The organism is Arthrobacter sp. H20, from assembly GCF_000520515.1.
GTDB lineage: Bacteria > Actinomycetota > Actinomycetes > Actinomycetales > Micrococcaceae > Arthrobacter_D.
The window spans coordinates 1-26369 of record NZ_AZRY01000174.1 but is presented as its reverse complement, the minus strand read 5'-3'; the positions used below and the strand labels follow the sequence as shown (position 1 = coordinate 26369).

Genomic DNA, 26369 nt, shown 5'->3' with positions numbered 1-26369 from the left:
GGCGCAGCAGGGGGAACGAATGAGTGCTCAAGCACCCCCATCAATGACAATGTTTCCAGGCCGGACGTTGAATCTCGTTCTTGCCACGGTGGCATCCGTTGTTGGTTTCTGGGCCTGGACGGTCATAGCACCCATGGGTGCGCTCTATACACAGCAGCTCGAGCTCAATTCCGCGCAGACCTCCTTTCTCGTGGCCATGCCCATCCTCGTGGGAGCACTCGGCCGGATAATTGTGGGCTCACTTACCGACCGCTATGGCGGACGAGTCATGTTCACGCTTATCCTCCTCGGCACGGTTCCGCCGCTGTTGTTGGTTGTTTTGGGTGGGATGCTCGGTTCCTATCACCTGCTGGTGGCTGCCGCCTTCTTTCTCGGTATAGCCGGGACGATCTTCGCCGTGGGGATACCCTTCGTGAGTGCCTGGTATGAACCGGGCAAGCGGGGTTTTGCCACCGGAGTTTTCGGTGCTGGAATGGGCGGAACCGCACTGTCCGCTTTCCTCATGCCCCGTTTGGTGGCCTGGTGGGGGTACGTTCCAACGCACTTGTCGCTTGCAGGTTTGCTCATGATCACTGCGGGCGTCGTGTGGTTCTTCATGCGAGATTCACCGGCGTTCGCACGCAGTACGACACCGGTTGCACCCAGGCTGCTGGGCGCCGCCAGACTTGGAGTGACCTGGAAGTTGGGCTTTCTCTATGCGGTGGTTTTCGGTGGGTTTGTTTCTTTTTCCAACTACCTCCCCATCTATTTGCGGGATGTTTATGATTTTGACCCAACATCCGCAGGAACACGTACCGCCGGTTTCGCTCTTGCGGCCGTCCTCGCGCGACCAGTGGGCGGCGTCCTTGCGGACAGAATCGGCTCCAAACCGGTGGTGGTTATCTCCCTCGCAGCGGTTGCGGTCCTGGCGTGGATGGTTCAGCTTCGCCCTGATACTGAAATCACCGCAGGCGCGACGTTTGTGGCTATGGCTGCAGCCCTGGGCCTGGGAGCTGGCGGTGTCTTCGCCTGGGTTGGTGTCCTCTCACCCGCAGGGAAGGTAGGCGCAGTATCGGGGATCGTCAGTGCGGCAGGCGGACTGGGCGGATACTTTCCACCGCTGATCATGGGCGCGACGTACAACCCTGAAGAGCAAAGCTACTTCATCGGACTGATGCTGCTAACCATCACGGCACTGATTGCGCTGCTGTTCACTTTGGTCGCCGTTGGAAGCAGACGAAAGCAACCTGCGGCCAAAATTAAGTAACTGTTTCGAGGCTAAGATCCTTGACCTGGTAGGGCGGTTTCTGCCTCTCGGACCTCTCCAGATGGGTTTACAGATGATGGCTGAGCCGAGAGTGTTACACCATACTGGAGGCCGTCATCCGTATCAGCAGAAGGAGGCTCAATTGCCGATTATGCCAGCACTGGAACAAGCCCTCTGCCGCAGTAACGTCTGGGGTGTGTTTGCGCGCAGGGTAGTCCTGCCCTGGGCGATTGGTAAGCAGAAACTACAAGGACGGGTTCTTGAAATCGGATCAGGCGGGGGAGCTATGGTCGCCCGACTTCTGCAGGCGTACCCCGATATAACCATGACCGCCCTCGATCCTGACCCGACAATGGTGGAGGCGAGCAGGCACCGCCTAACCGGCTACGGCGACCGAGTCGATGCTGTGACAGGCGACGCAACCCGCCTTCGGTTCGACGCCGAAACCTTCGATGTGGTGGTTTCGTTCCTGATGCTCCACCATGTCGGTGCATGGGAGCGCGCTCTCGCCGAGGCGGTGCGGGTCCTGCGCCCTGGCGGCGTATTAATCGGCTACGACCTCTTGGACACCGCCATTGCGAGGCTCGTCCATCGCGCCGATCACGCCGACATTCGGCTGGTCTCCGAGGGTGACCTCCGGCGCCTACTTATTGAACTCGGCATGACTGAGGTGACGGTACGGCGGCGGTTCGGTGGACTGGCCGCCACGTTCACCGCTCAACGCGCACCGAGTGAGGTGGTTCCCTGGACGGGCAACACCCGGGTGAATAATATCGAGGCTGTTTCCGATGTGGGACCGGCAATCCGAAAGGACAGAAAGTGACCCTGGAAGCGTCAATAGGTGTGGCGTTGTCCACCGTCATGGACCCCGAGCTCAGGCGCCCGATCACCGAAGTTGGCATGGTGGAAAACATCATTGTGCAGGACGACGGCACCGTCACTGTTGATGTCCTCCTGACCATTGCGGGTTGCCCCTTAAAAGGAACGATCACACGCGATGTGGAAAAGGCGCTGGCAGCGGTGGATGGTGTACACAGTGTCATTGTCCGCCTCAGCGTCATGTCGCAGCAGCAACGCGATAAGCTGAAGGAAAAGCTTCGCGGGCCTCAAACCGCCCCAGGGATCCCTTTCAACGACGAGAGATCCCTCACCCGGATTTACGCTGTGGCCAGTGGTAAAGGGGGCGTGGGCAAATCCAGCGTAACTGTCAATCTCGCGGCCGCCATGGCCGCCGAGGGCCTGCGGGTAGGGATTATCGGCACCGATGTTTACGGATTCTCGTGGGCTTTATCGGCGCGAATCTTGCCCTTGGAGGCCTCGACCCATTCCTCGATCTTGGGCAGGAACGCGTCGGTGACCCGGCCCCGGTAGACCGGCTCGGCGATCGGCTTACCCGCGTCCCGAACATGCCGGGACACCGTGTGATGCGAGCACCCCGTGAGTTCCGCAGCGGCGCGCTGGAGGGACCCGATGAGCCGCCTCGATGGAGAAACCAAACGCAAGCTCCGAGAGATGAACGCCGGCGAGTTATTGGACGCAATCGACATCCAGGACGAGACCCTATCGATGGGCTTCTCCTTCGAGGAACGCGTCCGGTTGGTCGTCGATGACGCCTACTCTACGTTCACCCATTCCAAGATCGCTGGACTCATCCGGCGGGCGGGACTGCGTTACCCGAACGCTGACATGCGCCGCATCGATCTGCTGGACGAGCGCGGCCTGAACCAGCAGATGCTCAGTCAGCTCGGCACCTGCTCGTTCGTGGACTGGCAGCAAAACGTTGTTTTCCAAGGATTCACCGGATCAGGGAAGTCCTATCTGGGCTGCGCGATCGCCAAACGCGCTTGCGAGAACAGGATCCGCGCCCACTACGTTCGGATGCCGGACCTCGAGGAAGCATGGATTGCCGCGCAAGACACCCCCGGCGGGTCCGGGAAATTCCTGCGCAAATACGCCGCATTCACCCTGTTAGTGATCGACGAATGGTTGTTGGACAAGCCAACGGAATCGATGCGGGGAATGCTATTGGAGCTGATGGAACGTCGTTACGGCGAGACCTCGACGGTGTTCTGCACCCAGTATCAGCAAAAGGACTGGCACCAACGCCTCGGCTCCGGCGTCCACGCCGACGCGATCATGGACCGGATCATCCACAACACCGTCTGGGTCGAGACGGGCAACTACAACATGCGCGAACACACGGCCCTGGCCACCGCGTAATCCGTAACGCAGAGCGCCAGCGGTGCTCAGCCACATCACCGCTGGCGCTCTTCCGCACGAATGGCGGGGCTGAACCACACGATCGGGCGGTGCTCAAAGCATCAAATACTCACCGGTCGGAACCGCAAGGCCGAACGTCTCAGCGACGACCGCCGGATCATCCCCGAAACCACTTTCCAGGTCGGCGTTGACGGGCAGGGGCGTCGCCTACACGAGCTCCGCTGCATACTCGAGGGCATCGTCGCGCGTCAGCTGGCCGTCGAGCCTGCCCAGCGTACCCACCGCTGGTTGTGGCAAGCGCATGGAACCCCATCGAGGCGAACAACCGTGCCAAGACAATGCTCCAGGCATTGGCGAGCAGCAGCGGCGTAGGGCTGTGATGAAGCGCGAGGAACGAAGCAGCGAGAGCTGGGGGTGTCATGCCATTAACCTATACATGCGTCATGGGCTAAGAGTGTGGGTTGGTCAGAGCGCTGTGGGTTGCAGCGTTAGAAGATTTGCCCGGGTGCGGCAGATTTCGCGCAAATACTTTGCGGATTTCCTCGACCCACAGGACCGAGGATCCGACCAGAAGGGCTAGCGCCCATTGGGTGGAGGTGAGTGCTGTGGTGTCAAAGAAGCCCTGCAGCAGCTGTAGATTCACCACTAGCACCTGGAGCACTACCACGGCGGCTAACGCCACCCAGATGCTGCGGTTAGTGAAGGTTTGCGCCGAGAACACGGACCCGGATTCAGAGCGAACGTTAAGCAGGTTAAACACTTGATAAAAAACGAAGGTCGTAAATGCCAGGGTTGTGGCGAGGTCTGGATCCGTAGAGCTTTCAGGGAAAAGGACCGGTGACAGCGCGAGGATGGCGATGGTGCCTGTAGCCATGACAGCGCCGAGAACGAGAATCCGTAGTAAACGGTTACGGGTCAGCAGCGGTTCATTCGCAGGCCGTGGCTTTTCCTTCATAATATCCGGACTGGCCGGGTCTACTCCGAGCGCCAGGGCGGGTGGACCGTCCATGATGATGTTCACCCAGAGGATCTGCAGTGCCGTGAATGGTGCACCGCCGGCCAGGCCCAGCACTCCGCACACAAGAAAAATCAGCACAAAGCCCCACGCTGTCGTCAACTGGAACTTCACGAATTTGATGATGTTCGCGTAAACCCCCCGGCCTTCCTTGACCGCTGACACGATGGTCGCGAAATTATCGTCGGTCAGGATCATTTTCGCCGAGCCCTTGGACACGTCCGTCCCCGTGATACCCATAGCGATACCGATGTCCGCCTGTTTCAGAGCCGGGGCATCATTGACACCGTCACCGGTCATGGCGACTGTATTGCCCCCATCCTGCAAAGCCTTCACAAAACGGATCTTATGTTCGGGTGCAACCCTGGCCAACACGCCGAACCTCGCGGCGCGCCTGTTCAGCTCGGTATCGTCAAGTTCGTCAAGCGCTGCTCCGGAAGCCGCCTCCCCGCTGATGCCCAGTTCAGCAGCAATGGCCGAAGCCGTGACCAGGTGGTCTCCGGTGATCATATGCACCTCGATGCCGGCCTCCCGTGCCATGGCAATCGCTTCGGCTGCCTCGGCGCGCGGCGGATCTACGATTCCGACCACGGCATACACCGTCAGGTTGTCAGCTGCAGCCCGGAGGTCATCGGCGTCCAAGGGCAGGTCCGAATCCATCCGGCCTCCAGCAATCATCAGGGTGCGCAGACCCTCCGCCGCCAGGGCCTGGATGTCTTCGTGGATACGATCGCGATCGGATTTGGTGAGCGGGCGGATGCCGGAGTCGGTCAGGAGAGAGTCCGCCCGTTCCATCAGCACCCCCGGTGCTCCCTTGGCAAAACAACGGTAGCTGGCGGGGATGGTGTCCCCGCTGGCGAAGTCCTGTGCATGGAAGGTTGCCATGAACTTGTAGTCCGAATCGAACGGAATTTCAGCCACCCGTGGATGGGCTTTGCGTGTGCCGTCAACATCGATTCCGCCCTTTTCGGCGAGGACTACTAGCGCGCCCTCGGTAGGGTCTCCCACCAGCACGCCGTTCCTGACGGAAGCGTCGTTGCATAATGCCATGCACAGGAAGGCATCCATCATCTCCGGTGGGGGCCTGCCGTCACCGCTCAGAATTTTCCCGTCCGCCGAATAACCCTTACCGGTGATTCGGAAGCTGCGGCCGTCAGTGCTGAGCCGACGGACTGTCATCTCGTTGAGCGTCAAGGTCCCGGTTTTGTCTGTGGCAATGTGGGTGGTACTGCCCAGAGTTTCGACGGCGGAAAGCTGTTTGATGATGGCGCCACGCCGAGCAAGTCGGGAGGCGCCCATAGCGAGGGTGAAAGCCACAACGGCGGTGAGCCCTTCAGGGATGGTGGCCACAGCGAGAGAGACAGCGGTGATCATTAGTTCAGACCAGGACTGGCCGCGGAGCAGACCGAGAACGAAGACCATGGTGACTACGACCAAGGCGACGAGGGTGAGCGTCCTGGCAAGCTGATCGATCCGCCGCTGCAGCGGAGTTTTATCATGACCGGCGTTTCCAAGCAGTGTGGCGATCCTTCCGATACGGGTGCTCATGCCCGTTGCTGTCACCACCATGGCAGCCCGGCCGCGGCTGATATCTGTGCTCATGAAAACCATATTTACCCGGTCCGCAAGCGGCAGATTTCTGTCTTCCAGGAACTGGGTTGTCTTTTCCACCGGCAGGGATTCACCCGTCAGGGCGGCTTCGGCCACCTGCAGCCTCGCCGCCTCGATCAGGCGGCCGTCCGCCGGGACCGAGTCCCCCGCTTCCAACAGCACGATATCCCCAGGAGTCAGTTCCGAGTTGGGGATCTCCTGCTCACGTCCGTCCCGCCTCACCTTTGATGCGTCTACGGTCATGTTCCGCAGCGCTTCAAGGCTGCTTTCCGCGCGGCTTTCCTGGAGGTAGTTCAACATCGTGTTCAGGATGATAACGATCAGAATTACCGCGGGTGTTTCCCATTCCCTGGACACGATGGCGCTCACCGTTGCGGCAACAACAAGTAAAATGGTCATCTTTTCGGCCAGGAGCTTCAGCAGCTTCTTCCAAGCAGGGACCTTGTTCGCTGCGTCAAGAATATTCGGTCCGTGCTCCAGCGCCCGCGTTTGCGCGTCAGCTGTCGTCAGCCCGACGGACGGATCGACGCCAAGGATCTCTACAGCACCGGACACGGACAGGGTGTGCCAAGGGACCTGCTGAGCATTGGCAGCTGCGGCCCCATTCCCTGGCGGAATGAGGGAATCACTGGAAAACACACGAACTCCTGACCCTAGCCGACCGGTGAAAGATAGCCCTGTATGTACAGCGTATCGGGACCGGACCATGATCCGGCCTATGTAACATGATCACCGACGAACCCGAAGGAAACGGCCGGTGTATGGCGATGTGGCCACGGGTAATTTCTCGCGGTGCAGTGCTAGATGACCAAATTCAAGAGGCAGGATCATCAGGGCGCACACTCGCGATACCCGGCACCAAGGAACATACGCGCCGCTGCCTCAAGGTCAGCCCCAATACGAAAGTCAAAATGACACACTGGGTTTCTGGTCCGTGGGCATCATCAAAAGCACGCTCGTCGTCCTCTAACTCTGTCTCCGGATTCGGCAGGTCGAATTCCTCCGATGGTGTGGACCTTCCTCCCAGCAGCGGTGCGCGATTGTCATCTGGCTCAAAGCAGTGGGAGTCACACCTTAACCGGTTTGGGGCCTCCTGGTTCTGCCCGGGGCCAGGGCGGAAAGCACATCGCTGTTGAGCTGGGAGATCATGTTCAGTGGGATGCCCACCGGGCAGACAGCGGTGCACTCTCCGATTTCCGTGCATCCGCCGAACCCTTCGGCGTCGTGTTGGTTGATCATCGCCAGCGCGCGGGAGTTCCGCTCGGGTTGCCCCTGCGGCAGTGAGCCGAGGTGGGTGGCCTTCGCACCGGTGAACAGCATCGCTGAACCGTTGGGGCAGGCGGCTATGCAGGCACCGCAGCCGATACAGACCGCGGCGTCGAAGGCACGGTCAGCGGCGTCTTTGGGTACGAGGGTGGCGTGCGCGTCTGGTGCTGTGCCGGTGGGGGCAGTGATGTATCCGCCGGCCTGGATGATGCGGTCCAGGGCGCTGCGGTCGACTATGAGGTCCTTCACAATAGGGAATGGGTCGGCGCGCCAAGGTTCGACGTCGATCACGGCACCGTCGTCGAAATGCCGCATGTGCAGTTGGCAGACGGCCGTAAGCGCCTCGGGGCCGTGGGCGATACCGTCGATCACCAGGCTGCACGTGCCGCAGATTCCTTCACGGCAATCACTGTCGAAAGCGACCGGGTCGTCCCCGGACAGGGTCAGCTGTTCGTTGAGGACATCGAGCATCTCCAGGAACGACATTTCCGGGGCCACGTCCTCGATCCGGTAAGTGACCATGGCGCCCGCATCGCTCCCGTTTTGCTGCCGCCAGATGCGTAGGGTGATATTCATTTGTAGCTCCTCTGCGTCATTTCGACGAAGTCGAATTCCAGGTGTTCTTTGCGCAGGACCGGTTGTTCCCCTCCTCCGGTGAAACTCCAGGCGGCGACGTAGGCGAACTCGTCGTCATTGCGCAGCGCCTCGCCGTCCTCGGTCTGGCTTTCGGTGCGGAAGTGGCCGCCGCAGGACTCAGCCCGGTGCAGGGCGTCGATGCACATCAGCTCGGCGAGTTCGAAGAAGTCCGCGACCCTGCCGGCACGTTCAAGTGTCTGGTTCAGTTCCTCGTTCTCGCCGGTGACCTTGACGTTGTTCCAGAACTCTTCCTTCAGTTTCCGCACCTGTCCGATGGCTTCGGTTAGGCCTTCAGCGGTGCGTTCCATCCCGCATTTCTCCCAAAGAATGTTGCCGAGCTCCTTATGGAAAGAATCGACTGTGCGTTGGCCCTTGATCGTAAGCAGCTTCTGGATCCGGGCCTGCACGGCGTCCGCTGTCCGGACGGCGACCGGATGCGATGCATCGATGTCTGCCGGCATCGGGTTTGTGGCGAGGTAGTTGGCGATAGTGTTGGGTAGCACAAAGTATCCGTCGGCCAGTCCCTGCATCAGGGCGCTGGCGCCGAGCCGGTTCGCGCCGTGGTCGGAGAAGTTGGCTTCACCGATCACGAATAGGCCCGGGACGGTGGACTGCAGGTCGTAGTCGACCCACAGCCCGCCCATGGTGTAGTGCACGGCCGGATAGATCCGCATGGGCACCTGGTAGGGATCCTCGCCGGTGATTCGCTGGTACATGTCGAAGAGGTTGCCGTATTTTTCCTTGATTGCGGCCTGGCCCAGCCGGTTGATCGCGTCGGCGAGGTCCAGGTACACGCCACGCGAGCCGGGACCAACCCCGTAACCGGCATCGCAGACGTTCTTCACGGCGCGGGAGGCTACATCCCGCGTGACGAGGTTCCCGTAGGCGGGGTAAAGCCGTTCCAGGAAGTAGTCCCGGTCCGTGTCGGGAATCTCCCGCGGGTCGCGGTCGTCTCCGCCCTCGCTGGGCACCCAGATTCGCCCGTCGTTGCGCAATGACTCGCTCATCAACGTCAGTTTTGACTGGTAGTCACCGCTGACCGGAATGCAGGTCGGGTGAATTTGGGTAAAGCACGGGTTCGCGAACAACGCGCCGTGGCGGTGGGCACGCCATATAGCGGTGGCATTGCATCCCATCGCGTTAGTCGACAGGTAGAACGCATTGCCATAACCGCCCGAGGCCAGAACCACGGCATCGGCAAGGTGAGTCTCAACCTCACCGGTGACCATGTCCCGGACGATGATGCCGCGTGCTTTGCCGTCGATGACAATCAGGTCGAGCATTTCATGTCGGGTGAATACCTCGACCGTTCCAGCGGCAACTTGGCGTTCCTGCGCTTGATAGGCGCCTAGGAGCAGCTGCTCGCCGGTCTGCCCTCGGGCATAGAAGGTGCGTGAGACCTGTACGCCGCCGAAGGAACGGTTGTCCAGCAGCCCGCCGTACTCGCGGGCAAAGGGAACTCCCTGTGCCACGCACTGGTCGATGATCGCCGTGCTCACTTGCGCCAGGCGGTACACATTGGACTCGCGGGACCGGAAGTCGCCGCCCTTGATGGTGTCGTAGAAGAGACGCCGGACGCTGTCGCCGTCATTACGGTAATTTTTTGCGGCGTTGATCCCGCCCTGCGCGGCGATACTGTGTGCTCGGCGGGGACTGTCCTGGTAACAGAAGCTTTTCACGTGATAGCCGCCCTCGCCCAGGGTGGCTGCTGCTGATGCCCCGGCAAGCCCCGTACCGACGATGATCACCGAGAGCCTACGGCGGTTGGCCGGATTCACCAGTTTGGTCTCGAACCGGCGGGCATCCCAGCGATCCTCAATCGGAACTGCAGGCGTCGTCGCGTCCCGGAGAGGTTCGCCCTCGGTGTACCACGGTGTCATGAGCCAACACCTCTAAAGAGAATCGCGACCGGCGGGATCAGAAACCCGACAGTGATGACCACGGCGAGGACAGTAGCTGTCTGGTTGAACAGTCGTCGACGCGCCGGGCTCGTGTTGGCTCCCAGCGAGGCCAGGGCCGACCAGAATCCGTGCCGCAGGTGAAAACCCAGTGCCAGCATCGCGATTACGTAGGTCGCAACGACCCACCAGATTGAGAAACCATTGACCACGCGCTCATAAGGGCTTTCGGAGGCGCCGCCTGGAGCGATGGCATTCACCGTCAGATGCAGAATGTGATAGATCACGAAGAGGAAAATGATGATTCCGCCCCAGCGCATCGTAAACGAGGAATAGGTACGCTGGACACCGCGCGGGTTTTTTCTACTCTGATAACGCCTGCCGCCCTTGCCCGCCGTCGCCTTTCTCATACGACGCCACAGTGCAATGATGGCGTACATGTGGATCAGTACACTGGCGAGCAGTACTACGCGGATGATCCATAGGGCACCTGTGCGCGGCAGCAGAGGTTCGCCCATCGTGCGTAAGTAATGCGAGTACCCATCAAAGGCAACCTGACCCGAGAAAACCTTATAGTTGCCGTACATGTGCGCCAAAAGGTAGAGCACCATGATGAGACCGGTGACGGCAGCCGCGGCATGGAGCACAACTGTTGAACGTAGAAACCTTTGCCGTTTCGCCGTCGAAACCCCCTGAACCGCAGAACTAATCGCCATAGCCTCACCCTAGAGTCGATCCAACAGATCCGCTAGGTTCGGGAGAAGAAGCATCAGTGGCGTGAATTAGGGAACAAGCTGGCTCGTCATGGCCCGGATGACTGCAAAGGATAGCCCTAGCTTGGAACGACGGACGCATCGAGCGGTTCCGGGCCCATGGCGGCTTAGTATCCGCCTCCTCCAGGACGGGGACTGGGCCGCGAGGTTATTGTATGCCTGTGGTGGAGCCGCCTTCGTGCAGCGCGTGCAGCGCCAAGGTGGAGTGGGAGTACGCCCCGCCGGCGCGCATTTCCGCCGCGACCCAGATAGCTTCCATGACTTGCTCGTCGGTGGCGCCCTTACGGCTGGCGAGTTTGGTATGCCCATCAATGCAGTAGGGACACTGCGTGACGTGAGCAACGGCAACGGCAATCAGTTGCTTCGTTTTTTCGTCGAGGGCGCCGTCCTTAAAGACTTCCTTACTGAACCGGTTGAAGGCGTCCTCAATGTCGGGTGCGAGTTCTTTACGGCGCCGGGCCATATCGGAGGTTGCTTTCGGATACATATCTTCAGCCATCGCACGCTTCCTTTGATTCTATAGCGGTGGCAGTACTTATCCACCGGTATAAGGATATTTCGATCTTGCCGCGTTTCGGCAGCGCCCCAGTGTTGGGGCTCGGTGCTCAGACGGTCGAGACTGTTGTCAGAATAGTGCCATTTGTTGGGGCGTCGCCACCAGGCACAGTTGTCTTACGGGCGGCAATTGTTTCGAAGCCGCTCCCCGAGCGCCCCTGCAGACGGCGGTGGATGGATTGGGCGATCCGGCCAGCCTGTACTTTGGCAAGCTCCGCTTTCTCTCCCGCATAGTGTTCGTCGATGTTTGTCGTCCAGATAGCGAGCCACCGGTCAAAGTGCTCGGCTCCCAGCGGTGCCTTTGCATGGAGATCGAGGTGATGTTGCATCGCGCTGCGCCGGTACAGTCCGGCTCGTAAGAGCACGGTTTCCCAGAAGTCACACATGATCGGCATGTGCTTCTCAAGGTCCATGTGCGCGACGTCGATGAAGACTGGTCCCAGGAGTTGATCCATGAGGGCCCGTCGGTAGAATTCGCTGACCAACAGGTGAATATCCTCGCGGTTGCAGATATCAGGTAATATCTTCTCCATATCGTCTATTCTACAGGCTGTAGAAGTCATGTACCGTTAGTCTCATGATGGTCTATATAACAGTTGCCTCGAGTACCGGGACCGCTTCATGACTGGTCTCCATTCCGTGCGTGCCGGCAGTGTCCGCCCGGACCTGTTCCGAGTCCTCGGGGTCGCGTGGGTGGTCTCTGGCGGACTCGTGGCCGCGGCCACGGGTCCGCTGCGTCTTGAGCACGGTTCCTGGGCTGCCGCCTATACGGTCCTGGTGGCGGGTGTCGCACAGAATGCCTTCGGCGCCGCTCAGAGCGCACTGGCACCGCAGCGACCAACCTCTCGAATAGTCGCGGCTGAACTTGCGGCATGGAATGTGGGCAGTGCCGCCGTGATCGGCGGAACCGTGGCCCGTACGCCATTGATCGTTGATGCCGGCGGGCTGCTGCTCGTCGTAGCCCTCGCCCTCTTGATCCGTACGGTACGGGGTAAGGGTGAAGGGCCGCAGTGGGCGCTGTGGACCTACCGGATTTTACTGGTGGTGATCCTTATCAGCATCCCGATTGGGCTCACCCTGGCTCACTTGAGAGCCACTTGAGGTTCAGAGAATCATTCTTAGCGGTTCTTCAAGGGCCCGTTTGAGATCCTGAAGAAACGCCGCCGCCGTCGCCCCATCGAGGACACGATGATCCGCGGTCAAGGTTATTTTCATTACGCGGCGGGTGAGCAGCTGTCCGTCGCGGACGAACGGTTCATCCGTGGCCGCCCCAACGGCGAGAATAGCTGCTTCGGGCGGATTGATGACCGCGGTGAAGTTGTCGACACCGTACATCCCCAGGTTACTGATGGTGAAGGTCCCGCCACTGAATTCGTCCGGCGTCAGCCGCCCGGCACGGGCGCGTTCAGCCAAGGCGCGGGTCTGGGCCGCTGTCTCGTCCAGACCCTTTTTGTCTGCGTCGGTAACCACGGGAACCATGAGCCCGTCTTCCACAGCGACGGCCACCCCGATATTGATCCGATGGTGGCGGATGATCTTGTCCTGGCCCCACGAGGAATTGACGTGCGGATGGGCTCGCAGGGTGACCGCAGAGGCACGGACCAACAGGTCTGTAACGCTGACCCTGGTGCCGATTTCAGCAAACCGTTCATTCACTTCCGTACGGAACGCCAGGAGACGGTCGACGTCTACCACATTGGTCAGGAAGAAATGGGGAGCTGCTGCGCTCTCGGTGAGGCGCCGTGCCGTTACCCGCCTCATGGTGGACAGTGGAATTTCCTCAGAGTCCGCTGTTGTCTCCACACCCGTCACAGGTGTATCGCCCGACGGCACAAGGGATCCGCCGCGTCGCACCGCCACGTCCTGGGCGGTGACGGCAGCTTCAACATCGGCCCGAACAATCCTTCCCCCCGGTCCGGTGCCGGTCAGGTTGCTCAGCTCAACGTTGTGTTTGTGGGCAATCCGCCGGGCCAGCGGAGACATCAGGATCAGGGCGGATGGTCCGGGACGAGGCGGCATCACGGTAGCGGACTCCGCGGGCTGGTTCGAATCTGCAGGCGTTGGGTTCAGTTCCTGCCGTTTAATCCCGCCTTCTTCACTGCTACTGGTAGCAGTGGTTTGACCTGATGCACCAGAAGCAGGGCCAGCTCCGGCGCTGCCGGGAGCACTGATGACGGCGATTGGCTGGCCTATGGGAACCGATGCTCCCTCGGGGACCAGCAGGCGCTCCAGGACGCCGGATTCGAAGGCTTCCAGGTCCATGGTGGCCTTGTCGGTTTCAATTTCTGCCAGGACATCACCCTTACGGACGGTGTCGCCTTCCTGTTTGAGCCAGCGGCTGAGCACACCTTCGGTCATCGTGTCGGAGAGGCGGGGCATGACTACGTCAGGCATGGTGGGTTCCTATCGGGTGAAACTGGTGGCCTCGAGCAACTCGCGGATGACCTTAATCAAGTCATTGGCGTCGGGCAGCGCGGCTGACTCGAGTGGTTTGGCGTAGGGGAGCGGTACTTCGGCGGCCGCCACCCGACGGACCGGGGCATCGAGATAGTCAAAAGCGCCTTCCATCAGGGTTGCGGAGATTTCCGCGCCGATGCCGTAACTGAGCCAGTCATCTTCAAGAATCACAGCACGGCTGGTTTTACGAACCGAGGCACAGATCGTGTGCCGGTCCAGCGGACGCAGGCTGCGCAGGTCGACCACCTCAACGGAAACCCCGTCATCCTCTAGTTGCCGGGCAACTTCGAGGGCGATCACACTGGCCCTCGAGTAGGCAATCACGGTCACGTCCGTGCCTTCTTTGGTCACGGCGGCTTTCCCTATTTCGGCGATCTGTTCGCCCTCGGGAACTTCGCCCTTGGTGTTGTACAGGGACAGGTTCTCCAAGAAGATCACCGGATCGTCGTCGCGGATGGCCGCGGTAAGGAGCGCCTTCGCATCAGCCGGAGTGGCGGGGGCAACGACCTTCAAACCCGGCACATGGGCATACCAGACTTCCAGGTTCTGCGAGTGGGTGGCGGCCAGCTGCTGCCCACCACCTCCAGGCATACGAAGCACCATGGGGACGGCGGTCTGACCGCCGAACATTCCGTAGATTTTAGCTGCATGGTTAACGATTTGGTCGATGGCTATCAGGCTGAAGTTGATCGTCATGATTTCAACGACAGGTCGCATCCCCAGCATCGCCGCGCCGATGGCCGCCCCAACGAAACCCTCTTCGGAAATCGGAGTGTCCCGGACCCGGGTGGGCCCAAATTCGGCGAGCAGTCCGGCGGTGATCTTGTAGGAACCTTCGAAAATACCGATTTCCTCGCCGATGAGGAAGACGCTCTCGTCGCGGGTTAGCTCGGCGCGCAGCGTATCGTTCAAAGCCTGCCGGTAGGTGATGACGGGCATCTGGTGTCCTCCGCTGGTCATGGCATCTCCACTACTGGATCGCCGGGCAAGGTATGCGGGGCGTTCGCAACCGGCGTGGCATACGCATAGTCGAAAAGCTCACCGGGGGCAGGGTCCGGGCTGGAATCAGCGAACGCGACCGCGGCGCTCACCTGCTCGTCGGCCTCCCGCTCAATCTCCGTAGCGTGTTCTTCGTCGATGATTCCGGCTTGCAGCAGGCTTCCCCGCAGAGCTGGTATCGGATCGGCCTCCCGGGCCCGCTCATTGTCCTCACTGGACCGATAGCGGGCCGGATCGACCACTGAGTGTCCTTTCAGGCGGTAGCTCATAACCTCCAGCAGGCCCGGCTGGCGTTGGGCGCGCGCGCGTTCCATGGCGGCGGCGGCGGCTTCGCGGACGGCGAGCACATCATTGCCATCCACCCGCTCACCAGGTATCCGGTAGGAGGCACCGCGCCTGTAGAGCTCAGGTTCGCCCGAGGCTGCCTCCACCGTCGTTCCCATCCCCAGGCGGTTGTTTACAATCACGTACACGATTGGTAGGTCCCAGATGGCGGCCATGTTTAGCGACTCGTGGAAGGCCCCGATGTTGGTGGTGCCGTCGCCGAGCTGGCACATCACCGCTTCCGCGTCCGGTCCGGGTTCTCCCCGGTAGGTAAGGGCCAAGGCCGCGCCGGTGGCTGGCGGTATTTGACCACCGACGATCCCGTACCCGCCGAGCATGCGGGTTTCGGTGTCGAACATGTGCATGGATCCGCCGCGGCCCTTGGCCACCCCGGTCGTTTTGCCGAACAGTTCGGCCATCACCTGGCCCGGCGCCATGCCACGTGAGAGCGCGTAGCCATGGTCACGGTAGGTGGTAAAGAGGTAGTCACGCTTGTGTAGCGCGGCGGTCAGTCCGACGACGGTGGCTTCCTCGCCGAGGTTGAGGTGACAGTACCCGCCGATCTTGGCGCGCTTGTACATCTCCACCGCCGTGAGTTCAAAGGATCTGATCAACACCATGTCCCGGTAATAACCGAGCAGGACCTCAGCCGGTTCTTTAGCCGGAACGGGGCCAGTGCCCTCTCCGCTGTCCATGGTAACTTCTGTCTTTTCAACCACTATTGCGCCTCCATCTGATTAATTGCCTTCGGCTCCGCCCCGGATACGACCTGTGGCCAGTGCCGGACGCTCAGGGACCCGGAGGCTGTTCCTGAAGAGTGAACCGGTCTCCGGTGGCGGCACACTTGGGGCAACTACCGGGTGGATGCTCTCCGCGGGTGGGCTCGCCGCAAACACCGCAGACCCATTCGGTGGCCAAAAGCGCCACGATATCCCTGCGGCTTACGATTCCGGCCAGGCGGCCATCCTGCAGTACGGGTAGGTGCCGGAGCCGCTGGTCGATCAACATGCGCCGGATATCAGCGATGGCGGTATCAATGCTCACACTGATCACGGCGGTACTCATCACCTCGGCGGCAGTAGAACCAGACTTGGCAAGCAAGTCATATTCGCTGACTAAACCCACTACGTGCTCACCGCCATCAACGACGGGGACAGAGCTGATGCGGTGCCGACCAAGCACGGCGGCAATTTCTTCAACCAGAGTATTCGGTGAGGCAGTGAAAACCGGTGTGCTCATAATATCTGCGGCTTTGGTTGCCAGCTTCGCTTCCATCACGGGTACCTTCCTGGTTCGTCCGGCCAGGAGTAGGACAAATCCCTTTTACCGGCTTCCTTGAACTCAGCCTATCCACAAACTACGGTAGATGGAGTCGGTCGGGTGGCATCTTTGGGTACCGATTGCCTACAGACAGAGGCCTTCGTGTCGGTTGCCGCCGGTTTCCGCGCTATCCGGACACGGCGTGATCAATGCGGAGCTGATGAGCGACGAGTTGGGCCGTGTACCGGTTATCGCCGGTAAGCACGTAAAACTGCTTTACGCCGCTCTTACGCAGTGCGGGACGGTCGTGGCCGCTTCAGGATGGACCGCCACTGTTCTCACATGTGTTTGGCCACGGTAAGGAGTACAACGGAATCCTCAACGGCCTCCAATGCGTGCCGTGAGTCGGGGACTATGAGTAAATCCCCGGGGGAACCGTTCCAGGAGTTGTTTCCAGCGGTTAGCGATACGCGGCCCTGCAGGACATGGATCGTCGCCTCGCCCGGATTTTCATGTTCGTTCAAGTGGCTGCCGGCGCGCAACGCGATCATTGTCTGGCGCATGACGTGCTCGTGGCCTCCGAAAACTGTATCGGCGCTGCGGCCGCTTGAGGCTCTCCGTGCGGCTTCCAGTTGGTGGCGCATCAGCGCGGTCAGTGACACCTTTTTCACAATGTTTCTCTTTTCCGCGGAAGTTTGGAAGGTTGGCTAACGATACCAAGATGCCTGTTTCGTGATTCCCGCCCAGGCCGACCACGTTATCTGGGTCCGTACTTGGGAGTGCGGTCTTTAGAACTATCCGGTCCGACGGTGTGGATGAAAGGAGTAGGCAGAAAATTCCGCATTGACATCACAGGCGCAACCACCGACCTTCCTCGTCAACGCCGCCAGGCACTGACTGGCAGTCCTAGCCCCAATACCGTTTACTTAGTCGACTCGGATGCTCGGTTTCGATATTCGTTTTAGTGGCCAGCCCGACATTTTGCGTTTGACGACGCGCGGGTTGCTGCGTTGTCGGCGTGGCGGCAGGAGGTCGTGGAGTATCTCTGCGCTGAAGCTGGCGAAGGCTTTCCGGAGTTTGTCAGGGGGAAAAAGCCGGGCGGTCGGCGAGGGTTCGCCGTGCTGCCCGGAGAGTGCGTGTGAACGAAAACCGTAAGGGGTCTTCTTCGAACAATTGGGCGACTTCGCCGATGAGGGACCGCAGGGCGTAATGAACGCAGAGGTAGCCGTAGATTTCCTGCAGGACCCCGTCGGGGGTTTTGGAGCGCAGGACGATTCCGGGGCCGCGTTGGTGGGTTTTGAGTTCGTCGAAGCAGGACTCGATTTCCCCGCGCCGTCCGTAGAGCTCTGCCAGGTCCTGTGCCGGTGCTGCGCGCGGGTCCAGGACGGTGGTGATGAGGCGGAAACTGCTGGTGTTCCCGCCGCTGGTGACGGTGTATTCAATCACTCGGACGGGGATTGCGTCCGTGTTGTTTCGACGGGCCTTGGGGTTGGCGTAGAGCGCCGAGCGGTACGAACCGTCGGGCAGTTCCTCAAGCACCGGCAGGACGTTGCTAGCCTTCATGCGCCACAGCAGTGCCGCACCGGTTGCTGCGCTGTCCCTCCATGCGTGGTAGCTGAAGAACCCTCGGTCGGCCATCAGCAGCATGGAGGCGTCCAGGTCCGCGTGGAGCCCGGGAAACATGTCCTGTTCGGCAGTGTCGTAGCCGGCGACTACGGCCCCGATCACCGCATGTGTCCCGCATTCGACCAGTCCGAGTACCCGTGCCTGCGGGTACGCGCTCTTGATCAGGGTGGCCGTGCCTGGCCGTCCGTAGTACTTCTCGTTCGCTGGCGTGTCTGCAATGTCCAGGCATGTCCCGTCAACGCTGACCAGTCTCCAGGACTTGTAAAATCCGCTGCCTCCAGGCGCCGCGAGGGGCTTGGCTGCCTCCGCGAAAAGTTCAGCCATTACCGTCGAGCCCAGCCGGGTGCGCGCCTTGAAAATCGCGGCTTTCGTTGGCATCTGCCAATCTTTGAAGCGGCCCGTAATCCACTCCATGCCCGCTAGCAGCGAACGCATGACCTCTTCATACGAGCCCGCCGCGAACAACGCCATAGCCATCACGTAATAGACCATCAGCCGCGACGGCAGCAGCCTGTTCCGCGCCTGGCCCGCACCGGTCCGGGCGATCACCCGGTCCACCACATCCGGAGGGAACGTCCGCGTCAAAACACCCAGCGAAACATGATCACTCAACCGTTCCGGGGTTTCGGGCTTAATCCATCCACTTCGCGCCATGCCCCAAGATTAACAGAAAAAACACTAAGTAAACGGTATTGGGGCTAATGCGCCGATAACAGCGTCTATGACGGCTCTCCGGGTTTCACCACGAACCACGGAGAGCCGTCAACCGGGGCGGTCTGACCCTCTGGCTCACCGCAAGAATTCATGCGCTGCCGGCGCTCAAAAGGCGGCTGACTGCCGTGCGTAAGGCGGGCTACGGTGCGAATACAGAAGAGACGGAGCAGGGAGTCAGCGGACTCGGCGTCTGCATTCGCGACGCGCACGGAAAGCCGGTCGCCGCCTTCACTACCGCCATACCGACCACCTGGTTCAATAAGTCCATGATCCCGCGGCATGTAACGGCACTTCAGGCCGCTGCCTCCACGACCGAGCGCAGCATCGTCGCCGGAGGCAATGGAAGCTTGACTGGTGGTCGACCCTAGGACAGAACCTGGCGGAGGGTCACCCACCAGTCCTCTACCCTCGGGGAATGTTTCTCAGGTTGCTCCGGGCCATGCTCACTGCCTCTCCAGCACCCTTGTTCAGTACCACTTTGGATATGGCGGTCGCGAACCCGATGACCTGTCCGCCGGTAATCTTCGGCGGGATGGAAAGTGCATTGGGATCGGTGACGAGTTCTACCAGGGACGGCCCTTTATGCGCAAAGGCGTCCCTGTACGCCCCCTCGATCTCCCTTGGATCCTCAATCCGCACGGCATGGAAACCCATGGCTCGGGCAATTGCTGCATAGTTGGTTTCGGGCACGTCCACACCGTAGTCCGGCAGCCCCTCCACCAGCATTTCCAGCTTCACCATTCCCAGAGTCGCATTGTTGAACACCACAACTTTCACGGGCAACTGGTGCGCGACCGCCGTGAGCAACTCACCCATCAGCATGGACAGCCCGCCGTCGCCGGACACTGAAATGACCTGCCGTCCCGGGTAGGCCGACTGCGCACCAATAGCCTGCGGCAGCGCGTTGGCCATGGACCCATGCAGGTAGGAGCCGATCAACCTGCGAGTTCCGAGCGGATTGATGTACCGCGCCGTCCACACATTGCACATTCCAGTGTCAGCCGTGAACACGGCGTCGTTCGCGGCCACCTGATCCAGCAGCGATGCCGCATACTCCGGATGGATGGGTTTGATCCTGTCGGCGCGACGCGTATATGCCCCCACAGCCTTGTTCATCAAGTGGTCGTGCTTCTTGAGCATTTGGTCCAGGAACCGCCGGCTCTTCTTGCGCTTAATCAGCGGCATCAGCGCGGCGAGTGTGGGCAGAACGTCACCGTGCACTGCAATGTCGACGTCGGTACGCCGGCCCAGGTTCTCCGCGGCCCGGTCCACCTGTGCGGTGCGCGTATCCGGAAGGAACTGGTCGTAGGGAAAGTCGGTGCCGAGCAGGATCAGTAGATCGGCATCCTCGATGCCTTCCGCGGCCGCTCCGTACCCTAGTAACCCGGTCATGCCGATGTCATACGGGTTGTTGTATTGGATGAAATCCTTGCCCCGCAGCGAATGCCCCACGGGTGCGCCAAGGTGCTCAGCGAGCGCCACCACCTCATCATGGGCACCCTCCACACCGATGCCGGCAAACAGGGCGATCTTGTCGGCATCGTTGATAGCGTCCGCTAGCTGCTGCACACTTTCGGGTGCCGGAACCACTGTGGCGGGAATGAATGGAGCGCACAACGGCGTCGGCGCTTTGGCCTCAAGGCTGGCGATGTCGCCCGGAAGGGTCACGACGGCGACTCCCCGCTTGCCGAGCGCGTGCCTGATGGCGCTGTGCATCACCCGAGGTGCCTGCTCTGCGGTGCTCACCAGCTCGGAGTACACGGAGCATTCGTTGAAAAGCCGGTCCGGGTGGGTTTCCTGGAAGAAGCCGCTGCCGATCTGCTTGCTCGGAATGTGGGAGGCAATCGCCAGGACGGGAGCCCCGGAGCGGTTGGCATCATAGAGACCATTGATCAGGTGAAGGTTGCCCGGGCCACAGGATCCGGCGCAGACTGCAAGTTCACCGGAAAGCTGGGCGTCGGCGGAGGCGGCAAACGCGGCCGATTCCTCGTGCCGGACATGGATCCAGTCGATTCCGCCCTTTCTCGACCCGCCGGTCCTGCGGACTGCATCCACCAACGGATTAAGGCTGTCACCCACAATCCCGTAGATCCTCTTGACTCCCGAGGCTTGAAGCTGCTCGATGAGCTGGGTTGCAAGTTCTTTGGCCATGATGGACCCTCCTGGAGGAATCGAGTGTTTGCATCAGTCGCCTCCAGCTTAAACCCGCTACCGGGAATGCCAAGCAGTCCGGCGCAGCGGCGGGCCAGAACTGCCGGAGCGCTTTCCAGCAAGGGCCATAATGAGGACTACGCCAGACCGCCCACTGGCCCTGGGGCTCTCCGTGGTTCGTGGTGAATTCCCCTGCTGGGAGGATGTTCAGGCCGCTGTTCTGGCGGCGCTTCTCAACATGATACGGGTGCGGTAGTTGGCGTTGTTGACGAATCCGCGGCCGGTGCGTTTGATGTTCTTGATCGCGGTGTTGTTGGCTTCGATTTTCGCGGTGGTGGCACCGGTGACGATGAGGCCCTCGATCTCGGCCCACCACCTGCAGACGGTGCGGTAGAGTCGGCGAGCTTCTGGCTGGTCTGTTCGTTCCACCAGCTCCTGCAGGACCTGCTTCGCCGCGGCGGCGTCTTCGAGGCAGCCTGTGCGCAGCAGTGTCCGGAGCTGTTCCTTGACCTCCCAGGCGCCCTGGAGCCGACCGGTGGGATCATCGACGGCGAAGACGACCTCCAACCGGTTCCGTGCCCGGTCCGAGAGCCGCTCTTGACCCTTGAGCAGCAGCCGCCGGTTCGCCCAGACCGGGTCCACGGCGCGCCCCCCGCCGGCCCTTGGCTTCCTGCGTCAGACGCTGACGGACCTCGGGCACCATCGCATTGCCGAGCATGCTCAGATGAAACGCATCTACGCTGACAGCGGTGCGGGGAAGCCACATCCGCAAGGCCTTGCGAAACGCCGCCGACGGATCGATCGCGACCACCTGGACGCCGAGCCGCCACTGCAGCGGACGGGCTTTCAGCCAGTCCCCGACACCGGTGCTGTCCTTCCCATCGACTACGCCAAGGACCTGCCCGGTATCCAGATCCACGATGGTCGACATCCAGGGCTCGAACCGCTTCCAGGCCTTGGTTTCCGGGTCCTGGAAGAAGCGCACGGACCGGGACCGGTGCTCATCGATGCCCAGCATCATCGGGGCCAGAGTGTCCACATCGGGTAGCTTCAATACCGCAGCGTCCAGAGCACGCTGGACCAGCCATCACGAGACCCCGAAAGCCACCGCGGTCTCCGCGGCTGCACGGTCCGAATCCACCACCGCATCAACCAGTGACTGACGCAGCCTAGCCGTGGAGTGGGAGAACGCGGGGACCTGCGGCGTCGCCTCGGAGAAGGTCTGCCTGGAGCATTCAGACTCGTCGCAGAAGAACCTGTACCTGACCCACATGACGTCGACCGGGCCCGCGAGAAGGACATCACGGATGCGCTGCAGGCGACGGGAATGCCGTCGTCTGCTGATCACCCCGCAGCCCCGGCAACCAGCCTCCAACACCGACTCGGCATGAATTCGGCGCTGGTCCAGCGCCAAAATCCGGACACTAATGACCTGGTAGCCAGACAGGTTGAAAACGATGGTGGCAGCGTCGGGGTACGCCACAGCAGGCACGAGCCCCTATGCGCTTACGACACGAACCCGGGTTTCACCACGAACCACGGAGAGCCCGTATGGCTGGACTTTTACAACGGGAAACGCCGGCACAGCTACACCGGCTATATGAGCCCCGACCAATACGAAGTACTCTGGAACGACCTCAACAACCCGCTCCTATTCACATAAGACCGGTGGAAAACGCGGGGCCCCTATCAGACTGCTAACGGGGGCCCAACCACTGGGTCAGCGAGCTAGACGAGAATCTTGTCCGGAACCTATTGGAGGGTAGGACCGAAGATGATGTTGCAGGGGCGATGGCACTTCTCACACTTGCTGATAGCGAACTCCGCGGATACGGAACCGACGGGACCAACACGCTCAGTGAGCCCCAAATCACCTTAGTCCTCCGCGCCCTTCAGGCTGTCTGCAGTCGTTTAGATTTTAACCTGGAGGTTCCTTTTCGAAATTTCTCCGGCTTTCGTTCTTATTGGATGCGGAAAGGGGCGTCTGGGCATGAGGGATGGCAGGCACGACGAGATCTTGTCGACGAATTATTCGGTGAAGCTTTTGGGAAGCTTGAAATTTTGGAAAGGCAGCCCCGGGGCCCACGTTTGGACGAGTCGGTGCTTGCTGGTTTAACGGATCCGGCTGCTATTCAGGATCATCTAAATCGCCTTCAACGCGCGGTCAATGACGACCTTGCCTTGGCTATTGGTAGCGCAAAAGAGCTTATCGAGAGCACAGCCAAAACTGTGCTCATTGAGCGAGGAATGGAGATGGATGAACGGACGGATCTGCCAGTTCTTGTAAAGGAAGCACAACAGGCGCTTGGTCTGCATCCGTCCTCCGCGACCTTGGGGCCGGACGGAACTGAGGCTGTCCGAAAGATTCTTGGAGGTGTTTTAAGTATTGCCATAGGTGTGGCCGAATTGCGCAACCGCGGATATGGGACCGGACACGGCGGTGCCGGCGCACGTGCTGGTCTCAGCAAACGGCACGCTCATTTGGCGGTCAATGCTGCCATCACCTGGTGCCAACTCATGCTCGACACGCTTATCGACCCGACGGTTCCATGGCGGTCAAGTTGAGGCCATCTAGGTAGGTGATCACGCCCATCGCTCGGGTCCCGATAACGATAGGTTTCGAGGCGCTTGATTCATGAGACGCCTACCGGGTCATCCGGATACTGTACGAGGCTACGTTCCGGCGGCCACTTTGGCTCCGTTATTGGACGCGGGACCGCTCTCAGTGAGGCATGAGGTGAGTGGCGGTGCCCAAGAGTACCGTTTGAGCATGAGCGGTGTGGTGCTACGACGTTGGACGGACGAAGATCTTCCCGTGCTGCAACGATCGAATACGGAAGAGATGACCAGGTATCTGGGTGGTCCCGAGTCGAACGAGAAGCTTTTACAGCGACAGGTTAAAAATATGCGGCTCTGGGAGGCCGGCGAGGCGCATATGTTCACGGTGAACACGTCATGGTCCCGAGTCCCGGTCGGTTCGGTTGGCTATTGGAAAGCCTCTAACCAGAATCGTGACATCTACGAGGCTGGCTGGAGCATCGCGACGCAATTTCAGGGGCGGGGGCTCGCGTCCAATGCACTCGAGGCGTGCATTTTGGATGCCGCTGCTCAGAATGACCGCAACACTCTGTTCGCTTTCCCGCGGATCGATAACGTTGCGTCCAACGCCTTGTGCCGGAGGGTTGGGCTCATCTGGCAATCGGAGGAAGACTTCGAGTATCCCGTGGGCGTTCCAATCAGAGTCAATGCATGGAGCGTTGAACAGCATTGATGAAGTGAACCGGAGTCGTCTCGAATCCCATGGGTTTCAAGACACTGAGGTTTCGAGACACCGGGTCGGCTGTGAATCGCAGCAGTATTTGGCGTTGTTTTGTCACCGCTATATGGCGCACCCAGTGCAGTGCCCCATCCTTTTCCCTGACCGCAAGACGTCCATCGCGGTGCCGGGCGAGGGTGCCCCGTTGGCCGTACTCGGGACACACGCCCATTCAGCCGAACGCGGCGCCGCATCCGCTGACCACGTGTGTTTCGTCAACTTTAAGTCGGCCATTTCAGCGCTAAGAATCAGGCCACGTGGGCTTGGTTTCTTGCCATGTTGGCGGTTGGTCTATTTCATGAGGGCATTCTTGACCCGGTAGGACTCGCCGCGGAACTGTAGCAGCCTCCCGTGGTGAACTAATCGGTCGATGATCGCGGCAGCCATGTTGTCGTCCCCGAACACTGTTCCCCACCGGGAGAACTCCAGGTTGGTGGTGATGATCAGGCTCCGCTTTTCATACCCGCCCGCTATCACCTGGAACAACAGCCGGGCCCCTTCGGTGTCTATCGGAAGGTAGCCGAGTTCATCGATTGCCAGGAGCTGGTTCTTGGCAAGGGATGCCAACTCTTTATCCAGCCGGCCCTCATCCTTCGCGTGGCGCAGCATCATCACCAACACGGAGGTTGTGAAAAACCTGGCCTGGATGCCTTGCCGGCAGGCTGCCGCGACCAGGGCGGTGGCCATGTGGGTTTTACCGGTACCTACGTCGCCATAGAGGACCAGGTCCTGGGCGTGGTTGATGAAGTCCAGGGACTCGAGGGGGCCACGTCCGTAGTCCGCGGGGAACTTCACGCTGGTGTAGTCGAATCCCGTGAGTGACTTCAGGGCCGGCAGCCGTGCGGCCTTTAACAGCCGTTGGCGGCGGGACTCTTGCCGGGATTCGTGCTCGGCGGCCAGCACCCCGTGCAGGTACTCGCGTTGCTTCGGGGTGCCCTTCTCCGCCCATTCAGTCAACACGCTGCCTGTCATTGAGGACTGTTTCCCCGCTTCGAGGATGTCCTGGACGGTGATCGAATTCATGCGACTTCTCCCGTGCTGGTATTCAAAGTGGTGAAGGTATCGGTGTCGGCGGTGTTCAAGGTGGTGAAGGTGTCGTAGACGCTCAGGTCCACGTTCGCTGCTGGCGGTTCGGTGCCGTTGGCCAGACGGCGGGCTAGCATGCCGATCATGGCCATGTCCGGGGCGTCCCCGCGCCGGATCAGCGTGTCGGCGGCAGCGACCGCGGCGTCGAAGCCTGCCGCGCCCGATGCGGCGTCCACCGCGTTGAGTAGGCGGCGCCGGTCCGTCGCTGTGGCCTTATCCAGCCACTCGCGTACCGGGTCGGTGACCAGGGCACGCAAGGTGAATGGGACCACGCGCCGGGCTTGGTCACCAGCAGCGGCACCAGGGAGACAGGATCGAAGATCGTCTGGGCCTGCTTCCCGAAGACGCGCGGAAAAGTGCGGACCGGGTCGGCGTGTTCATCGAGGATCTGCACCACCTCATGACCCAATCCCACCGTGAGCATCCGCCCGTGGAAAGAGGGCCCCGCCGCGTACGTGTTTCCCTCGATCAGCAGGTTCTGAGGTCTTGTCGGCCTTGCGGGACTCGTAGCGCACCGCGTCGAACCCGACCCCCGGCAGTTTGTCAAGCTCCGGGTTTGGTGGAGGGTTTGTTAGACCCGTTCCATCGTTTTGATGGCCGGGAGTTTTGAGTAATAGACGGTTTCGGCTTCCACCGGTGGTCGGTAGCCGATCTCGCTGTGAAGGCGCCGATGGTTGTACCAATCGATGTATTCCGCGACAGCGATTTCGAGGTCGTTGATGCCCGTCCACGGGCCTTTGTTGCGGATCAGCTCGGCTTTGAACAGCGAGTTCAGGGCCTCGGCCATGGCGTTGTCGTAACTATCACCCTTAGCGCCGACGGACGCGACTGCTTCGGACTCAGCGAGTCTTTCGGTGTAGCGGATGGCACGATACTGCACTCCTCTGTCGGAATGATGTATGAGCTGGGATAGATCTTTTCCAGCGTGCTGACGGGTCCACAAACCCATCTCCAACGCATCCAACGCCAGATCCGTGTGCAGGGTCGTGGACAGCTGCCAGCCGACCACCCGGCGGGAGAACACATCCAGGACGAACGCCGCATAGACCCACCCGGAGAGTGTCCGAATGTAGGTGATGTCCGCGACCCACAAACAATTCGGGGCCGGCGCCGTGAACTGCCGGCGGACCAGATCCGCTGGCCGCTCCGAGAAGGGCCCCGGTACGGTCGTCCGCGGACTTTTGGCCCGACGCACCCCGCGCAGACCGGCACCGCG

At 60.8% G+C, this 26369-nt stretch carries 25 protein-coding genes and 2 pseudogenes; 7 read left to right on the top strand and 20 right to left on the bottom strand.

Going from position 1 to position 26369, the window contains the following annotated elements; genetic code table 11:
• Positions 1 to 19: 19 nt before the first annotated feature.
• The 3 genes and pseudogenes from Y703_RS0100505 to Y703_RS17020 all read left to right on the top strand — a co-directional run.
• Positions 20 to 1246, top strand: coding sequence for an MFS transporter (locus Y703_RS0100505; protein WP_026551170.1), 1227 nt, complete (start codon positions 20 to 22; stop codon positions 1244 to 1246).
• Positions 1247 to 1397: 151 nt separating this feature from the next.
• Positions 1398 to 2069 (top strand): class I SAM-dependent methyltransferase, encoded by a 672-nt coding sequence (locus tag Y703_RS17025; protein WP_051427161.1) that lies wholly within the window; start codon positions 1398 to 1400, stop codon positions 2067 to 2069.
• A 14-nt stretch (positions 2070 to 2083) separates the two neighbouring features.
• Positions 2084 to 2527 (top strand): annotated as a pseudogene (locus Y703_RS17020) (iron-sulfur cluster assembly protein); the annotation flags it as partial.
• A gap of 8 nt (positions 2528 to 2535) precedes the next feature.
• On the opposite strand, the pseudogene Y703_RS22785 reads toward Y703_RS17020, so the two are convergent.
• Positions 2536 to 2760: pseudogene (locus Y703_RS22785) on the bottom strand (IS21 family transposase); the annotation flags it as partial.
• Here Y703_RS22785 and Y703_RS0100490 point away from each other — a divergent pair.
• Positions 2717 to 3466 carry an ATP-binding protein gene (locus Y703_RS0100490; protein ID WP_026551169.1) on the top strand — a complete coding sequence of 250 codons (750 nt, stop codon included), beginning with the start codon at positions 2717 to 2719 and terminating at the stop codon, positions 3464 to 3466. The pseudogene Y703_RS22785 and the gene Y703_RS0100490 overlap by 44 nt on opposite strands.
• 448 nt (positions 3467 to 3914) lie before the next feature.
• On the opposite strand, the gene Y703_RS17015 is transcribed toward Y703_RS0100490, so the two are convergent.
• The 6 genes from Y703_RS17015 to Y703_RS17010 form a co-directional block, all read right to left on the bottom strand.
• On the bottom strand, positions 3915 to 6731 hold the full coding sequence (locus Y703_RS17015) for a cation-translocating P-type ATPase (RefSeq protein ID WP_253907883.1): 2817 nt from the start codon (positions 6729 to 6731) through the stop codon (positions 3915 to 3917).
• A gap of 435 nt (positions 6732 to 7166) precedes the next feature.
• Positions 7167 to 7934, bottom strand: coding sequence for a succinate dehydrogenase/fumarate reductase iron-sulfur subunit (locus Y703_RS0100480; RefSeq protein ID WP_026551168.1), 768 nt, complete (start codon positions 7932 to 7934; stop codon positions 7167 to 7169).
• A complete protein-coding gene (locus Y703_RS0100475) occupies positions 7931 to 9874 on the bottom strand; it encodes a fumarate reductase/succinate dehydrogenase flavoprotein subunit (protein WP_026551167.1) in 1944 nt (647 codons plus the stop codon). Before Y703_RS0100475 ends, Y703_RS0100480 begins: the two co-directional genes overlap by 4 nt.
• Positions 9871 to 10608: a succinate dehydrogenase cytochrome b subunit gene (locus Y703_RS0100470; protein WP_081743295.1), complete on the bottom strand. Its 738-nt coding sequence runs from the start codon at positions 10606 to 10608 to the stop codon at positions 9871 to 9873. The genes Y703_RS0100475 and Y703_RS0100470 overlap by 4 nt, the downstream gene beginning before the upstream one ends.
• 205 nt (positions 10609 to 10813) lie before the next feature.
• Positions 10814 to 11164, bottom strand: a complete 351-nt coding sequence (locus Y703_RS0100465; RefSeq protein WP_026551165.1) for a carboxymuconolactone decarboxylase family protein — start codon at positions 11162 to 11164, stop codon at positions 10814 to 10816.
• 106 nt (positions 11165 to 11270) lie between these two features.
• The gene (locus tag Y703_RS17010; protein ID WP_051427160.1) at positions 11271 to 11753 is read right to left on the bottom strand and encodes a group III truncated hemoglobin; all 483 of its coding nucleotides are present in this window, start codon (positions 11751 to 11753) and stop codon (positions 11271 to 11273) included.
• 88 nt (positions 11754 to 11841) lie between these two features.
• Between Y703_RS17010 and Y703_RS0100455 the strand changes: the two genes are divergently transcribed.
• Positions 11842 to 12321, top strand: coding sequence for a hypothetical protein (locus tag Y703_RS0100455; RefSeq protein WP_026551164.1), 480 nt, complete (start codon positions 11842 to 11844; stop codon positions 12319 to 12321).
• 3 nt (positions 12322 to 12324) lie between these two features.
• On the opposite strand, the gene Y703_RS0100450 is transcribed toward Y703_RS0100455, so the two are convergent.
• The 10 genes from Y703_RS0100450 to Y703_RS22770 form a co-directional block, all read right to left on the bottom strand.
• Positions 12325 to 13614 (bottom strand): dihydrolipoamide acetyltransferase family protein, encoded by a 1290-nt coding sequence (locus tag Y703_RS0100450; protein WP_026551163.1) that lies wholly within the window; start codon positions 13612 to 13614, stop codon positions 12325 to 12327.
• A 9-nt stretch (positions 13615 to 13623) separates the two neighbouring features.
• Positions 13624 to 14637 carry an alpha-ketoacid dehydrogenase subunit beta gene (locus tag Y703_RS0100445; protein WP_343212858.1) on the bottom strand — a complete coding sequence of 338 codons (1014 nt, stop codon included), beginning with the start codon at positions 14635 to 14637 and terminating at the stop codon, positions 13624 to 13626.
• Positions 14634 to 15719, bottom strand: coding sequence for a pyruvate dehydrogenase (acetyl-transferring) E1 component subunit alpha (gene pdhA, locus Y703_RS0100440; protein ID WP_253907882.1), 1086 nt, complete (start codon positions 15717 to 15719; stop codon positions 14634 to 14636). The genes Y703_RS0100445 and pdhA overlap by 4 nt, the downstream gene beginning before the upstream one ends.
• A 70-nt stretch (positions 15720 to 15789) precedes the next feature.
• The gene (locus tag Y703_RS0100435) at positions 15790 to 16275 is read right to left on the bottom strand and encodes a CBS domain-containing protein (RefSeq protein ID WP_035763203.1); all 486 of its coding nucleotides are present in this window, start codon (positions 16273 to 16275) and stop codon (positions 15790 to 15792) included.
• A gap of 323 nt (positions 16276 to 16598) precedes the next feature.
• Positions 16599 to 16931 (bottom strand): cupin domain-containing protein, encoded by a 333-nt coding sequence (locus Y703_RS0100430; RefSeq protein WP_026551159.1) that lies wholly within the window; start codon positions 16929 to 16931, stop codon positions 16599 to 16601.
• 409 nt (positions 16932 to 17340) lie between these two features.
• Positions 17341 to 18540, bottom strand: a complete 1200-nt coding sequence (locus Y703_RS0100425; RefSeq protein WP_026551158.1) for an IS4 family transposase — start codon at positions 18538 to 18540, stop codon at positions 17341 to 17343.
• A gap of 462 nt (positions 18541 to 19002) precedes the next feature.
• A complete protein-coding gene (locus Y703_RS0100415; RefSeq protein WP_026551156.1) occupies positions 19003 to 20751 on the bottom strand; it encodes a pyruvate dehydrogenase in 1749 nt (582 codons plus the stop codon).
• 207 nt (positions 20752 to 20958) lie between these two features.
• Entirely contained in the window at positions 20959 to 21393 is a 435-nt protein-coding gene (locus Y703_RS22780) for a transposase (RefSeq protein WP_253907881.1), read from the bottom strand.
• Positions 21293 to 21790, bottom strand: a complete 498-nt coding sequence (locus Y703_RS22775; protein WP_026551154.1) for a transposase — start codon at positions 21788 to 21790, stop codon at positions 21293 to 21295. The genes Y703_RS22780 and Y703_RS22775 overlap by 101 nt, the downstream gene beginning before the upstream one ends.
• A 48-nt stretch (positions 21791 to 21838) precedes the next feature.
• A complete protein-coding gene (locus Y703_RS22770) occupies positions 21839 to 22243 on the bottom strand; it encodes a transposase family protein (RefSeq protein ID WP_026551153.1) in 405 nt (134 codons plus the stop codon).
• A 299-nt stretch (positions 22244 to 22542) separates the two neighbouring features.
• Between Y703_RS22770 and Y703_RS21130 the strand changes: the two genes are divergently transcribed.
• Complete coding sequence (locus Y703_RS21130) at positions 22543 to 23316, top strand: abortive infection family protein (protein ID WP_081743293.1); 774 nt, start codon at positions 22543 to 22545, stop codon at positions 23314 to 23316.
• Positions 23317 to 23521: 205 nt separating this feature from the next.
• Positions 23522 to 24022 carry a GNAT family N-acetyltransferase gene (locus tag Y703_RS0100390; protein WP_035763198.1) on the top strand — a complete coding sequence of 167 codons (501 nt, stop codon included), beginning with the start codon at positions 23522 to 23524 and terminating at the stop codon, positions 24020 to 24022.
• 336 nt (positions 24023 to 24358) lie between these two features.
• On the opposite strand, the gene istB is transcribed toward Y703_RS0100390, so the two are convergent.
• From istB to Y703_RS16990, 3 genes are all read right to left on the bottom strand, one after another.
• On the bottom strand, positions 24359 to 25090 hold the full coding sequence (gene istB / locus Y703_RS0100385; RefSeq protein ID WP_026551151.1) for an IS21-like element helper ATPase IstB: 732 nt from the start codon (positions 25088 to 25090) through the stop codon (positions 24359 to 24361).
• Positions 25087 to 25425, bottom strand: coding sequence for a hypothetical protein (locus Y703_RS20585; RefSeq protein ID WP_026551150.1), 339 nt, complete (start codon positions 25423 to 25425; stop codon positions 25087 to 25089). The genes istB and Y703_RS20585 overlap by 4 nt, the downstream gene beginning before the upstream one ends.
• Before the next feature lie 299 nt (positions 25426 to 25724).
• Positions 25725 to 26369, bottom strand: a 645-nt coding sequence (locus tag Y703_RS16990; protein ID WP_035763195.1) for an IS3 family transposase, incomplete at its 5' end; no start/stop codon positions are given.